Below are 13,127 nucleotides of genomic sequence, written 5' to 3'. Positions count from 1 at the left end.
TCGGAAGTCGGGCCCTTGCTAACCCCCGATCAATAGTCGGTGAGCTATGTTTCCGGTTCAGAAGAGCTAAGTTGCGGCTAAGTTACAGAAATCCCGCCTTCGTGAAGATCGCGTGACCGGCATGTTTCGGAGATGTTAACGGCGGATCTCCCTGCCCCCGGCCGGGTACCCGCCACGCCTGCCGGCGATCATGATGGCCAGCGCGATGGCCGTGGGCAGGGCCGCGGCCAGCGGAATCCACTGCGCCCCCGCGGTGGTGAGGGCAACGGCCCCGTATCCCGCACCCACGGCGATGCCCAGTTGGATGGTCACTACCGTGATCCCATTGGCTGCGTCTTTGTGTTCCCCGCCGGCCCGCAGGATCGCCGCCTGGTTGTAGATGCCCTGCGCGCCGAACGCTGCGCCCCACACCGCCATCAAAACGAAAACGCCCACGGCCGTGGTGCCCAGGAACGGCATGAGCGCGAACACCAGAAGGAGAAGCCCGACGGCGGTCATCACCGAGCGCCGTGGGTAGGAGTCTGCGGTCAGGCCGGCAATCCAAATGCCCACCAGCCCCGAGACACCCACTACGGAGAGGGATATGCCGGTGAACGCTTCGGGCAGTCCCGAGGAAAGGAGGAACGGGGCAATGTAAGTGAAGATCGCGAAATGGGCCAGCAACAACAACGGCCAGGCGATGGCCACGGCAATGACGCCCGGCAACTTGAGGGCAGCCCGCAAAGAGGGTGCTTTGTGGCTTCCCGGATCCTTCACTGCAGGCAGTACCCAAAACGCCAGGAAGGCCAAAAGGACTCCAACGCCGGCAAGGACTACGAACGAAGCCCGCCACGTCAGGACGGTGCCCATCAGCGTTCCAATCGGCGCTCCGACGGCCAAGGCGATGCTGTTGCCGCTGAACACCACGGCCATGGCTTTCCCCATGGAGTGTGCAGGAACAATCCGCGCAATGTACGGGGCCATGGTGGACCACAGCATGCCGTGGGCGATGCCGCCCAGAAGCCGTGCACCCACCGCGACGGCGAGGGTCGGGCTCAGTGCCAACAGCACGTTGCTGAGTGCGAACGCGAGCATGGTCCCAAGCAACAGGGTTTTCCGGGGAACGCGGCCGGCCAGGAGACGCGACAAGGGAAGAGCCGTGAAGACGATGATCGCGGCGTATGCTGCCGTGAGCGAGCCAACGGCCGACTCTTCCACACCAAGGTCCCGGCTGATCTGCGGCAGCAAACCCGATGGCAGCAGCTCGGTTGTGACGGCCGTGAACCCGGCGGCTGCGAGGACCAGGAGGGCGGACCAAGGTATTTTGCCGGGGCGCGTTGCGGACGCGGGGTGCGTGCCGGACGCAGGGCGCGCTCCGGACACAGCGAGCTGCGGCGTGCCGCGAGCCGCCGTCGTTTCCTGTGAAAGTGGCTCTTGGGTGTCCTTGATGTCCTCGGTCGTCTGGCTTTCAACTGCGGACGGGTCTTGCTTCAATATGGCTCCTCAACAATGGATCGCACCCGGGGCGTTAGCGCGAACAATGTCAAAGCTACGCAATACTGACGCGCTGAGGGAGTGTCTGTCAGACACCCCCTCAGCGGCCCGCACTCCTGCGCAACACGCTTGGAAACAACCAGCGCCCTCCCGCAGACTGGGCCTGTGAAGCCATTCCTCTTGCTAGCAACCCGCGCCGAAGACCACGCAGCCGACGACGAGTACCAGGCCTACCTGCGCTACTGCGGCCTCGATGAGCGGGAGCTGGTCCGCGTCAGGCTGGAAGCAGGGCCCCTGCCGCCCATCGACCTCGATGACTACTCCGGGGTGATTGTTGGAGGCAGCCCGTACACCTCCAGCGACCCTGTGGAGGAAAAGAGCGCGGCTCAGATCCGTGTGGAGGGTGAGCTCTCACGTTTGCTGGACCGCATCGTCGCCGACGACTTCCCGTTTTTTGGCGCGTGCTACGGGGTGGGAACGTTGGGTGTCCACCAGGGCGCCACCATCGACCGCCAATTCGGGGAACCTGTTGGGCCAACCCGGATCACGTTGACGGAGGACGGTGAACAGGACCCCTTGTTGAAGGGCCTCCCGCGAACCTTCGAGGCGTTCGTTGGCCACAAGGAAGCCTGCAGCCAACTTCCCGGTCACGCCGTCTTGCTGGCCAGCTCCCCGGCTTGCCCGGTGCACATGTTCCGCATCAAAGAGAACCTGTACGCCACGCAATTCCACCCGGAGCTTGACGTGGACGGCCTCACCACACGCATCACGATCTACAAGGATGCCGGATACTTCCCGCCGCACCAGGCCGACGAACTCATCCGGACTGCACGCCAGCACCCCGTCACCGAGCCCATGCGGATCCTCCGGAACTTCGCGGAACGCTACGCCCGCTGACATGCCCGACGGCGGGAGGCCGCCGTCGTGCGCTGGCTTGCTTGACCCTAGCGTCCGGTGGGGCGCGGTACGGCCGGTGCGGTGGCGACCGGCGGGGGTGGGGGAGCCGGCGGGTTGAAGGCGCCGCTTGGGTAGAGCGCTGTGGCTTCCATCATGTAATTGGCCCATTGGGGTCCGGCGATCATGTAGCCGTCCAAGGACTTGTAGAACTTGCCGTTGATGGTGACGTTCTGCCCTGCCCGCTGCTGCCCTGCAGTGGTGTCTCCGAAGAAGGAAGCCGTGGCCAGTCGCGTGGTGTACCCGGCGATCCAAGTGGCCCCGTTGTTGTTGGAGGTGCCGGTCTTTGCCGCAACAGGGACCTGGTTCTGGACCTTGGGATTGATGTAGACGCCGGAACCGATCTTGAGGACATCCTGCAACACTGCCGTCACGCCCCGCGCGACCGAGGGTTTCACGGCATCCCGGCATTCGGTCTTCTGGGCATCGTAGTTCCGGCCCTGGACATCGGTGATCTCGGTGATGGCGATCGGCTTGCAGTAACGGCCGTCATTGGCGAAGGTGGCGTAGGCATTCGCCAGGACCAGTGGAGCAACACCGATGGAGCCCAGCAGGTTTCCGATCTGGTGCATGTTGACGGGTGCGTTGTCCAAGCCGCTGTGCAGTCCGACAGTATCCACCATGCGCTGGATGCCGCAGAAATCGAGCTGGGCTGCCGTGGCGAACGTTGCGGTGTTGATGGAGTTGTAGAGGCCGTAGTTGATGGGCATGGGACGGTAGTAGCCGGCATCGTTGTTTTGGAGGTCGTCATCGGCGCCGAGGTTCTGGGCTTTCTGGGCGCTGCTGTACCCGCCAAGGACTTTGCCGCAGCTGGAACGCCAGGGGAAGCCCACCGGGTAAACCCTGCGTGAGGCATCAACGACGGCCGTGGGATTCTTCCCCTCGTTCAACCACTCGGCGTAGATGAACGGCTTCATGGTGGATCCGGGTTGGAAGCCGCCCGCGCCGTTGAGGTCGTAGCCGTTCTCATCCTTGGCGTCGACGTTGAAGTTCAGTTGGGTGTCGAACTTGCCGGGCTCCGGAACGAACACCGTGTTTTGGGCCATCGCCAAAATCCTGCCTGTTCCCGGTTCAACCGTGGTCAAGGCGGCACCCCACTTGTCCGGATTGTCTCCGGCCGAAGCGTCCACCTGTGCCTGCGCTGCTGTCTGCAGGCGGGTGTCAAGGGTGGTGGTGATGGTGAGCCCGCCCCTGTACAGGAGGCGCTCGCGGTCGGCGAAGGTGGCCCCATAGGCTTCATTGTTGAGGATGAGGTGGGAGACGTAATCGCAGAAGTACGTGGCGATCGCGGCTCCGGCGCAGCCTTGAAGGGATGGCGTGATCTTCAATTCCACAGGCGTGGCCACTGCGGCGTCATGGTCCGCCTGGCTGATCATGCTCTGCTCCAGCATCCGGTCCAGGACCAGGTTTCGCCGGGCAATGGCAGCGTTCGGGTCCACAGTGGGGTCGTAGATGCTGGGGCCGTTCACCAACCCGGCCAACATCGCAGCCTGGGGAAGGTTCAAGTCCTTGGCTGAGGTGCTGAAGAAGTACCGTGATGCTGCCTCAATGCCGTACGCGTTCCGGTTGAAGAACACGATGTTCAGGTAGCCCTCAAGGATCTGGTCCTTGGTAAACCTCTTCTCCAACTCCAAGGCAAGCTTCACTTCCCGCAGCTTGTCGCCCATTGATTTCTGTCCGCTGAGGACCACGTCCTCGGGCCGCCCGTCAGACAGACGGGACTCGTTGAGGACGTTAGTGACGTATTGCTGGGTCAGCGTCGACGCCCCTTGCCGTGTGCCCTTGGTCAGGTTGGAAGTCAACGCCCGCATGATGCCCTGAGCATCGACGCCGGCGTGCTGGTAATAGCGGCTGTCTTCAATGGCCACAATCGCCTGCCGGATGAACGGCGACATCTGGTCCAAGGGGACCTTGACGCGGTTCTCTGCGTAGAAAGTGGCGATCGGCGTTCCGTCGGAGGCTACTACCTTGCTGGACAACGACGGCGATTCAACGTCCAGTTGGCTGGGAAGGCTTTGATAGAACCCAATGGATCCACCCACGGTGCTGCTGGTGAATGCCACCACGGGAACTATGAGCCCTGAGATGAGCACGCCGCAGAGGAAACTAACAAAGAAGAAGCCGAAAAGCCTGAACAGGAACCTGCCCAAACCGATGCTCTGACCCTTGTTCCGCGCCATTTTCCTGCCGTTCCGTCCGGAGTCCAGGCTGAAAAGTAGCTACAGAATACGTCGGCTCCTGCAATGGTTCCATGGCCGGGGCAGTCAATTTATGTCCCAATCAGGACTCAATCCAGGGGCAGCGTCACACTGACGGAGGTTCCGCGTCCAACTTCGGAGGAGATGTCCAGGATGCCGCCTGCATCGTGTACCGCCAAGGACATGAGCAACAGCCCGAAGCCGTGCCGGCGTCCACTCGGCGCAGCGTGGATTTCAAAGCCCTTGCCGTTGTCACGGACGGTGAGTTGGATGCCGTGGTAGACCGCGTTGAGCTTGACGGTCAGTTCGCTGGCACCGGCGTAATTGAGGGTGTTGCTGAAGGTCTCCTGGGCCACGTGATACAGCAGTCCCGCAGATGCCGAGGAAATCTCAATGCCGTGATGGGGGATCTCCCAACTCACCTGTACACCGGAGCGGCGCAAAGGCTCGGCTAGCCGGTCGATGCACCCCGCAACGCCCAGCGCGTGGAAGTCCACCGGGTGCTGGTCCTGGATGATGCCTTTGACGGTCATCACCTCTGCTTGAGCTTCTGCCTGATCCATCATTCCCCCACGTCCTTGTGTCCTTGCTGGAAATTCGTAGCCGAAGCCTCCGTGGATGCTTCGCCTGCAACCAGAGTCACGCCGGATCATCAAGGATCGGGTTCGTTTGGCTCAATTTCCCATCAAGTTTCAGTGGGCCGGGTGGAATCAGCTGAGGCCGTCCGCTTCGAGTGCAGCTTGCTCGATGCTGAACCTGTGCGCGGCCCATTCCTCGGAGTTACGCCCGGAAATGTTGGGGTCGTTGGGCCCTTGACCCGCAGAACCATCGATGAGTTCCCGGATGATGTCAGCGTGGCCCGCATGCCGGGCAGTTTCCACGCACATGTGGACCAGGATTTGGTGGAGAGTCACCTTCTTCTTGTCCTCGGACCACCAAGGCACAACGCCGGGCGCATCGAGGGGTAGTGACTCGATGGTTTCGTCGCTGCGCTTGGCGGAGAAGTGGTGCAGGTCGATGATGTCCTGCAGGCTTTCATTAGCCGGGACCCACATGTCGGCATCGGGTTCGGCGGTGTCCGCATACCACGGGAGATCCCTTCCGTTGGGGCGTCCGAAGGTCTCCCCGAAGTACCCCAGTTCTACGCTGGCCACGTGTTTAACCAGCCCCAGAAGGTTGGTGCCGGTGGGAGTCATGGGCCTTCGGGCATCGTATTCGCTCAAGCCCTCTACTTTTCCGAGCAGGTCGGCCCGACGGGTGCGCAGGTAATGAAGCAACGTTGCTTTGTCATCCATGTGAGCACTCTACCGAGGCACTTCGGTCCACCGAACCCCGAAGCGCCTTGTGTCCGCGCGCCCCGTACGCCGCGTTCGCCGCAAGCCTGTGCTTTCGCCTGCAACGGCACTCGTGTCTGGCAGCTTTCGCGTGGGTTCGCAGCTTTCCCGCGACCCGGGGCCTCGACGGCCCTAACCGTGGCGTGCCACAGTGGGCTATGGCCACGGAGGAGGACGTAAGAGGAATTTGCTTGGGCATGCCCGGGGTCACTGAGCGCTCCAGCTGGGGTCGGCCTGCGTGGTTCGCGAAGACACTCATGGCCCGGATCTGGGAGGAGAGGGTCCTGACGGTCAAGACAGAAGAACGCGAAGCGCTCGCGGCCATGGAACCGGACAAGTTCTTTTGGACGCCACATCACCACCGTTCCCCGAACTTGGTCCTCATCCGCCTGGACAAGATCGACGTCGATGAACTGACTGAGCTCCTTCAGGAGTCCTACCGGATCGCGGGCGCAACCAAGAACTAGGGGTGTCGTCCCGGTTGCCCGCGAATCCGCCGGAAGACAACGAAATCGTTGGAACGGCACCCGTGTTTCGCAGCTTTGGCGTGGTTTCGACTCCTTCCCCCAACGTGAGCCGGTCAGAGCGGGGGTTAGGCTAGCGGGCATGGGGGACAACAACACACCTGGGGAACACCACTCACCGCACCCTGCACGCAAATTCCGGGCCGCCGTCGTGCCTTTGCTGGGACTGATCACTGTGGCTGTGGGGGTCGCGGTGGCGTGGACCAGCCTGAACGCGGAGGTGGGTTGGTTCGCCTACGCGCCCCTCAGCAATGAGGTGTTCGTGGGAAACAACGGGTCATTCCTGAGCAACGAAACACAGCTCGGCGTGGCCATCTCAGTAGTCGGCCTGCTGGCGCTTTCCTTCTGGGCGGGGCTGGCCATCGGCCGGCGGCGCTGAAACGGCCCGAAAACGACGAAATCGCCGGAACGTTCCCTGCGAAAGGACAGCGTTCCGGCGATCTCGAGCCAACCAAAGAAGACTACGTGAGCTTCACCTGGCGGTTCATGTCCTTGTACAGCAGGTACCGGAACTCGCCCGGTCCGCCGGCGTAGCAAGCCTGCGGGCAGAACGCGCGCAGCCACATGAAGTCGCCGGCCTCAACCTCAACCCAGTCGTTGTTGAGCAGGTACATGGCCTTGCCCTCGAGGACGTACAGGCCGTGCTCCATGACGTGGGTCTCCGGGAAGGGGATCACGCCGCCGGGCTGGAAAGTGACGATGTTGACCTGCATGTCGTGCGCGAGGTCGCTGGAGTCCGTGAAACGAGTGGTCTTCCAGACGTCGTTGGTGTCGGGCATGGACGTCGGCTCAACGTCCTTCTCATTGGTCACGAACGACTTGGCTTCGTAGCCCTCGAGCCGTTCGTACGCCTTGCGGATCCAGTGGTAGGAAACGATGTCGTTGGAAACGTTCTCCACGCCCCACTCCGCACCTGCAGCGAGGTACGCGTAGCCGCCCTCTTCGAGGTGGTGCAGTTCGCCGTCGAGCGTCAGGTTGAGCTGGCCCTTGGTCACGAAAATGACGCCCTCAACACCGGCTTCGAACTCGGCCTTGGGAGCACCGCCGCCGGGTGCGATCTCCACGATCAGCTGCGAGAACGTGGTGGCGAACCCGGAAATCGGCCGGGCGATGATCCAGGACCGCGTGTTGGTGAAGCCGGGCAGGTTGCTGGTGACGATGTCCGTGAGGACGCCCTTGGGGATCACGGTGTACGCCTCGGTGACGATTGCCCGTTCCGTGGTCAGGTGGGTCTGCGGCGGCAAACCACCGGTCGGGTAGTAGTAGTTGCCCATCAGGGTGCTCCTAATCAGTGCGAAGTTGGTTGTGCGAGCCGCGGGTGCGCCAGTGCGGTCAGCTGTGAAAGTTCGACGCCGGCAAACGCCTTGACCTCGTCGGTCCCCACTGCGCCGCACTGGACGCCGCGGAGGACGAACCCGGCCAGGGCACGGGCGGTGGCGGGCTCGTCCATGACGCCGCCTTCGGTCCGCTCGACATAGTTGCGCAACCGCAGTGCCGCTGCGGGGAGGCCTTCGCGGTAGAAAGCGTACGACGCCGAGAAACGGCTGGGCAGCTGGGCGGCATGGAGATCCCACCCTTGGTAATAGCCGTTTTCCAGGGAACGGCGTACCAGCCGGCCGTGGAGTTTCCAGGCGTCTTCCACGGCATCGCCCACGGGGATGATGTTGGTGGAACCGTCGGAGAGGCGGATGCCCGTACCGGCCACGGCGAGCTGCATGACTTCCTTGGCGAAGTCGGCCACCGGGTGCTCCATGGACTGGTATTCGGCGGAGATTCCCAAGGAGGCGCTGTAGTCGTACGTGCCGTAGTGGAGGGCGCTGATGCGGCCGGGTACCACGTGCGGGAGCTGTGCCACGGGCGAGGTTCCGTCGGCACCGAGGATGAGCTGCGGGGTTTCCACCTGCACTTCGAAGCGGAGCCGGCCTGCGGGGAGTCCGTGGACTTCCTCGAGGCGGGACACTGCGTAATCCATGGCCTGGACCTGGGCCACCGTGGTGACCTTCGGCAGGGTGAGGATCAGGCCCTCGGGAAGCTCGCCGGCCGAGGCAAGCGTGGACACGAACAGGTCCAACGTCTTCAAACCACGGGCACGCGTCGCAGCTTCGAAGCACTTGAAACGGATGCCGATGAACGGCGGTGCCGTGCCGGCCGCGACTGCCGCGGAAACAGCCTTGGCGGCAGCAACGACGTCGGCGTCTTCTGCCTCGTCGCCGCGGTCGCCGTAGCCGTCCTCGAAGTCCAGGCGCAGGTCCTCAATGGGCTCAGAAGCGAGCTTGGCCGAAACCCGGGCGGCAACAGCAGCCGCGAGTTCCGGTTCCTGGCCCAGCAACCGGCCGAGCTTTTCGAGACCGCCGTGTGCTTCCGCCGTCGCGAGTGCCTGGGCACCCCAATCGGCAGCGAAGGTGGTCGTGAAGCGGTCGGCGGGGACGTAGACCGTGTGGATGGGCTGGCGCGAGCCGTCGTCGCCGGGGTAGTTGCGGTCAAGCAACTGGTCCGTGGCGGCGAGCCGGGACTCGATATGCTCCAGGTCCGATGCGGAGAATGAACCCATCTCAGCCCACCAGCTCATACGCGGGCGTGGTGAGGAAGTCCGTGTACTCGTCGGAGAGGCAGATTTCCTCGATCAGCTTGGAGGCCGGCTCGTAGTACTTGGTGAAGTTCTCGTCACCGAACTCGATGCGAAGGCGTTCGGTCTCTTCGCCGAGGATGCGGGTGACCAGTTCGCGGGTCACGGTGTTGCCGGTGTCCGCGAGGATGGACTTGTTGCGCAGCTGCTGCCACACCTGCGAACGGGAGATTTCCGCCGTCGCAGCGTCTTCCATGAGGTTGTGGATGGCCACGGCGCCACTGCCGGAAATCCAGACGCCGGTGTAGGCGACGGCGACGTACAGGTTCAGGCGCAGCCCGGCCTCTGTGACGGTACCGCCGGCTGAAGCGACGTCGATCAGCTGTTCGGCGGTGACGTTCACCTCGGGGCGCTGCTTGTCGATCTGGTTCTTCTTGCCGCCGTTTTCCGGATCGCCGAGCACGGAGTCGAACACCTCGCGGCACGTGGAGACCAGGTCCGGGTGGGCAACCCAGGATCCGTCGAAGCCGTCGTTTGCTTCGCGGGTCTTGTCGGCGCGGACCTTCTCGAAGGCCGCGGCGGTGACGTCGGGCTGCTTGCGGTTGGGGATCACTGCGGCCATGCCGCCCATGGCGAAGGCGCCGCGCTTGTGGCAGGTCTTGACCAGGAGCTCGGTGTAGGCGCGCATGAACGGGGCGGACATGGCGACGGTGGCGCGGTCCGGGAGGACGAACTCTTCGCCGGCATCACGGAAGTACTTGATGATGCTGAAGAGGTAGTCCCAGCGGCCGGCGTTCAAACCGGAGGCGTGGTGGCGCAGTTCGTAGAGGATCTCGTCCATCTCGAAGGCGGCAGGGATGGTTTCGATCAGCACCGTGGCACGGATGCTGCCCTGCGGGATGTCGAGGTAGTCCTGGGCAAAGACGAAGACGTCGTTCCAGAGGCGTGCCTCCAGGTGGCTCTCCATCTTGGGCAGGTAGTAGTACGGGCCGTGGCCGTTCTGGAGCAGCTGCTTGGCGATGTGGAAGAAATGCAGGCCGAAGTCCACCAAGCCACCCACAGTGGGTTCGCCGTCGATCAGCAGGTGGCTCTCCTCCATGTGCCAGCCGCGGGGACGTGCCACGACCACTGCAAGGGGAGCGTCCGTGCTCAGGCGGTATTCCTTGCCCTCGGGGGAGGTGAAGCTCAGGGTGCCCCGGGCTGCGTCACGGAGGTTGAGGATGGCGTCGATGACGTTGGGCCATGTGGGAGTGCTGGCGTCCTCGAGGTCGGCGAGCCAGACCTTGGCGCCGGAGTTCAGGGCGTTGATGGCCATCTTGGCCGGGGTGGCCGGGCCGGTTATTTCAACACGGCGGTCCTGCAAAGCCGCAGGAGCCTCGGCGACCTTCCAGTCGCCGTCGCGAATCTCCCGGGTCTCCGGGAGGAAGTCCAGGCGGCTGGTCTCGGCAACCTGCTGACGCTTGGCCTTACGGGCCTGGAGGAGTTCGTTGCGGGTACCTGCGAAGCGCTTGTGCAGTTCCTCGATGAAGCCCAGTGCCTCGGGAGTGAGGATTTCCTCGGCGCGATCGATCGGCCGGGGATCGGTGACTGTGATAGCCATGTGAGCGGATTCCTTTGTCTAGTGCGCTGGTGCTAGCTGGCGGCGTTTTCCTGGGCGGCTGCGGCGACCGCAGCAGCAACCTCGGCGGCAACATGGGGATCGAAGACGCTGGGGATAATGTAGCTCGCGTTGAGCTCGTCGTCAGCCACGCGGTTGGCGATGGCTTCGGCTGCAGCTACCAGCATGTTCGGCGTGATGTCCGATGCTCCGGCGTCGAGCAGGCCGCGGAAGAAGCCGGGGAACGCCAGGACGTTGTTGATCTGGTTGGGGAAGTCGCTGCGGCCCGTTGCCACGACTGCTGCGTGCTTGGACGCGATGCCCGGATCTATTTCCGGGGTGGGGTTGGCCATGGCGAACACGATGGCGTTCTCTGCCATGGAAGCCACCTGCTCCTCGCCGATCACGTGCGGTGCGCTGACGCCGATGAACACGTCGGCACCCTTGAGGGCTTCGTGGAGGGTGCCGGAGAAGCCCTCTTCGTTGGTGTTCGCGGCGATCCAGCTGCGGTGCTCGTCGTCGTACTTTTCGCCAGAGTGGATGGCGCCGGAGCGGCCGGCGGCGACGATGTGCTGTGCGCCCTGTGCCTTGAGGAGCTGGATGATGGCGGAGCCGGCTGCGCCGACGCCGGAGACCACGATCTTGACCTCGGACAGCTTCTTGTCCACGACGCGCAGGGCGTTGACCAGGGCGGCGAGGGTAACGATTGCCGTGCCGTGCTGGTCATCGTGGAAGACCGGGATGTCCAGTTCATCGCGGAGGCGCTTTTCGATCTCGAAGCAACGCGGTGCGGCGATGTCTTCGAGGTTGATGCCGCCGTAAACCGGTGCCATGGCCTTGGCGATCTTGATGATATCTTCCGTGTCCTGGGTGTCCAGGCAGACCGGCCAGGCGTCCACGTTGGCGAACTGCTTGAAGAGGGCGGCCTTGCCTTCCATGACCGGAAGGGCGGCGGCGGGGCCGATGTTGCCCAGGCCCAGCACGGCCGAGCCGTCGGTGAGGACGGCAATGGTGTTGCGCTTGACCGTGAGGTTGCGGGCAGCGGCAGGGTCCTCGGCGATCGCGAGGCAGACACGTGCGACGCCGGGAGTGTAGGCGCGGGAGAGGTCGTCGCGGTTGCGCAGGGCTACTTTGGGGACGACTTCGAGCTTGCCGCCGAGGTGCATCAGGAAGGTGCGGTCGGAAACATGCTGGACGGAAACGCCGTCGAGGGCGTTCAGGGCATCCTTGACGCGGGCTGCGTGGGCGTCGTCGGTGGTGTTGCAGGTGACGTCGACGACGATCGTCTCGTGGTGGGATTCCGTGACGTCCAGCGCAGTGATTGCGGCACCGGCGGCGCCAACTGCGGCAGCCAGTTCGCTCGTCGCGGTGAAGCTCGACGGCGCGGAGACGCGCAGGGTGATCGAGTTACCGGGGCTCGGGTTCGCCATTGAAATTCCTCCTGTTGGGCCCGTTCGAGGGCCGCCGTTCAAAACTGAATGTTTTCGTATTATGGATATTATTATCTGCAAAGTGGAAATACAACCCCTTCGCGGGTCATCTTTGGTCTCGTCGCCAAGGTGTCCGCTGTGCTGTATCTTGGGTGTTCTAAGCAATTCTTTTCACGATGCGGATAAGAGTTGTCGGAATCTGAGTCATTGGAGACAAGGGAATGGCTGAAAAAGCCTCCGGAGGCGTGCAGTCCGTCGAGCGCGTCTTTGAACTGTTGGAACTGATCACCGATGCAGGCGGGGATGTCACGCTCAGCGAGCTGTCGTCGTCCACGGACCTGCCCCTGCCCACCATCCATCGCCTCCTGCGCACCTTGGTGGCCCTTGGCTACATCCGCCAACTGCCCAACCGGCGCTACGCCCTTGGGCCGCGGCTCATCCGGCTCGGCGAGGGTGCCAGCAAGCAGCTCGGCGCCGTGGCGCGTCCCCAGCTCAAGAACCTCGTTGAACGTCTCGGCGAGACCTCCAACATGGCGGTCCTCGACTCGGACATGGTGATCTACGTGGCCCAGGTTCCGTCCATGCACTCCATGCGCATGTTCACCGAGGTCGGCCGCCGCGCCCACACGCACGACACCGGCGTGGGCAAGGCCATCCTGGCGCAGCTGGACGACGAGCAGGTCCGCGGCATCGTGGCCCGCACCGGCATGCCTACCCCTACGGCCAAGAGCATCGGAGACATCGACTCCCTGCTGGCAGACCTCAAGCTCATCCGTGAACGCGGCTACTCCATTGACGAGGAGGAGCAGGAACTCGGCGTCCGCTGCTTTGCCATGGCCGTCCCGAACGCTCCCACACCCACGGCGATCTCCGTCTCCGGTCCCATCACCCGTGTGGACCAAAGCTTCGCCGACCGCGCGGTACCCATGCTCCGTGAAGCAGCCCTGGCGATCTCCGCGGAGCTCAACCAAAACTAACCACCGAGTTGGCATTTGATGGCAATGTTTCCTGGAAACATTGCCATCTTTTGTTGTCTCGACGCCCCGGACGT

12 protein-coding genes are annotated in these 13,127 nt (G+C 63.4%); 4 read left to right on the top strand and 8 right to left on the bottom strand.

Annotation, left to right across the window (positions count from 1 at the left end; all coding sequences use genetic code 11):
* Positions 1 to 135: 135 nt before the first annotated feature.
* Positions 136 to 1,362 (bottom strand): MFS transporter, encoded by a 1,227-nt coding sequence (locus AUR_RS06535; protein ID WP_031216836.1) that lies wholly within the window; start codon positions 1,360 to 1,362, stop codon positions 136 to 138.
* Between the two features lie 276 nt (positions 1,363 to 1,638).
* On the opposite strand from AUR_RS06535, the gene AUR_RS06530 reads away from it, so the two are divergent.
* Positions 1,639 to 2,370, top strand: coding sequence for a glutamine amidotransferase (locus tag AUR_RS06530; protein WP_062097942.1), 732 nt, complete (start codon positions 1,639 to 1,641; stop codon positions 2,368 to 2,370).
* 47 nt (positions 2,371 to 2,417) lie between these two features.
* Here AUR_RS06530 and AUR_RS06525 read toward each other — a convergent pair whose 3' ends face one another.
* The 3 genes from AUR_RS06525 to AUR_RS06515 form a co-directional block, all read right to left on the bottom strand.
* A complete protein-coding gene (locus AUR_RS06525) occupies positions 2,418 to 4,607 on the bottom strand; it encodes a transglycosylase domain-containing protein (RefSeq protein ID WP_062097940.1) in 2,190 nt (729 codons plus the stop codon).
* Between the two features lie 107 nt (positions 4,608 to 4,714).
* Positions 4,715 to 5,188 (bottom strand): sensor histidine kinase, encoded by a 474-nt coding sequence (locus AUR_RS06520; RefSeq protein WP_043427142.1) that lies wholly within the window; start codon positions 5,186 to 5,188, stop codon positions 4,715 to 4,717.
* A 147-nt stretch (positions 5,189 to 5,335) separates the two neighbouring features.
* A complete protein-coding gene (locus tag AUR_RS06515; RefSeq protein WP_062097938.1) occupies positions 5,336 to 5,920 on the bottom strand; it encodes a DinB family protein in 585 nt (194 codons plus the stop codon).
* Between the two features lie 197 nt (positions 5,921 to 6,117).
* Here AUR_RS06515 and AUR_RS06510 point away from each other — a divergent pair, with 197 nt between their 5' ends.
* On the top strand, positions 6,118 to 6,426 hold the full coding sequence (locus AUR_RS06510) for an MmcQ/YjbR family DNA-binding protein (protein ID WP_031216833.1): 309 nt from the start codon (positions 6,118 to 6,120) through the stop codon (positions 6,424 to 6,426).
* Positions 6,427 to 6,565: 139 nt separating this feature from the next.
* Positions 6,566 to 6,862: a hypothetical protein gene (locus AUR_RS06505; RefSeq protein ID WP_062097936.1), complete on the top strand. Its 297-nt coding sequence runs from the start codon at positions 6,566 to 6,568 to the stop codon at positions 6,860 to 6,862.
* An 82-nt stretch (positions 6,863 to 6,944) separates the two neighbouring features.
* On the opposite strand, the gene AUR_RS06500 is transcribed toward AUR_RS06505, so the two are convergent.
* Genes AUR_RS06500 through AUR_RS06485 form a run of 4 tightly spaced genes read right to left on the bottom strand, consistent with a single transcriptional unit; the run spans position 6,945 to position 12,076 of the window.
* Positions 6,945 to 7,757, bottom strand: a complete 813-nt coding sequence (locus AUR_RS06500; RefSeq protein ID WP_021473441.1) for a bifunctional allantoicase/(S)-ureidoglycine aminohydrolase — start codon at positions 7,755 to 7,757, stop codon at positions 6,945 to 6,947.
* Between the two features lie 14 nt (positions 7,758 to 7,771).
* A complete protein-coding gene (locus tag AUR_RS06495) occupies positions 7,772 to 9,034 on the bottom strand; it encodes a DUF6986 family protein (RefSeq protein ID WP_021473440.1) in 1,263 nt (420 codons plus the stop codon).
* A gap of 1 nt (position 9,035) precedes the next feature.
* Positions 9,036 to 10,649, bottom strand: coding sequence for a malate synthase A (gene aceB / locus AUR_RS06490; RefSeq protein WP_062097934.1), 1,614 nt, complete (start codon positions 10,647 to 10,649; stop codon positions 9,036 to 9,038).
* Between the two features lie 32 nt (positions 10,650 to 10,681).
* Positions 10,682 to 12,076 (bottom strand): NAD-dependent malic enzyme, encoded by a 1,395-nt coding sequence (locus AUR_RS06485; protein ID WP_062097932.1) that lies wholly within the window; start codon positions 12,074 to 12,076, stop codon positions 10,682 to 10,684.
* 221 nt (positions 12,077 to 12,297) lie between these two features.
* On the opposite strand from AUR_RS06485, the gene AUR_RS06480 reads away from it, so the two are divergent.
* Positions 12,298 to 13,053 (top strand): IclR family transcriptional regulator, encoded by a 756-nt coding sequence (locus AUR_RS06480; protein ID WP_021473437.1) that lies wholly within the window; start codon positions 12,298 to 12,300, stop codon positions 13,051 to 13,053.
* Positions 13,054 to 13,127: the final 74 nt, after the last annotated feature.

It is taken from the genome of Paenarthrobacter ureafaciens (genome assembly GCF_004028095.1).
GTDB classification, from domain to species: Bacteria; Actinomycetota; Actinomycetes; order Actinomycetales; family Micrococcaceae; genus Arthrobacter; species Arthrobacter ureafaciens.
This window is presented reverse-complemented; position numbering and strand designations above follow the sequence as displayed.

What these genes read in the sequence shown, in the direction of transcription:
- AUR_RS06525 (WP_062097940.1), bottom strand. Translation starts at nt 4,607, where the DNA reads ATGGCGCGGAACAAGGGTCAGAGCATCGGTTTGGGCAGGTTCCTGTTC.
- AUR_RS06520 (WP_043427142.1), bottom strand. Translation starts at nt 5,188, where the DNA reads ATGGATCAGGCAGAAGCTCAAGCAGAGGTGATGACCGTCAAAGGCATC.
- AUR_RS06515 (WP_062097938.1), bottom strand. Translation starts at nt 5,920, where the DNA reads ATGGATGACAAAGCAACGTTGCTTCATTACCTGCGCACCCGTCGGGCC.
- AUR_RS06510 (WP_031216833.1), top strand. Translation starts at nt 6,118, where the DNA reads ATGGCCACGGAGGAGGACGTAAGAGGAATTTGCTTGGGCATGCCCGGG.
- AUR_RS06505 (WP_062097936.1), top strand. Translation starts at nt 6,566, where the DNA reads ATGGGGGACAACAACACACCTGGGGAACACCACTCACCGCACCCTGCA.
- AUR_RS06500 (WP_021473441.1), bottom strand. Translation starts at nt 7,757, where the DNA reads ATGGGCAACTACTACTACCCGACCGGTGGTTTGCCGCCGCAGACCCAC.
- AUR_RS06495 (WP_021473440.1), bottom strand. Translation starts at nt 9,034, where the DNA reads ATGGGTTCATTCTCCGCATCGGACCTGGAGCATATCGAGTCCCGGCTC.
- aceB (WP_062097934.1), bottom strand. Translation starts at nt 10,649, where the DNA reads ATGGCTATCACAGTCACCGATCCCCGGCCGATCGATCGCGCCGAGGAA.
- AUR_RS06485 (WP_062097932.1), bottom strand. Translation starts at nt 12,076, where the DNA reads ATGGCGAACCCGAGCCCCGGTAACTCGATCACCCTGCGCGTCTCCGCG.
- AUR_RS06480 (WP_021473437.1), top strand. Translation starts at nt 12,298, where the DNA reads ATGGCTGAAAAAGCCTCCGGAGGCGTGCAGTCCGTCGAGCGCGTCTTT.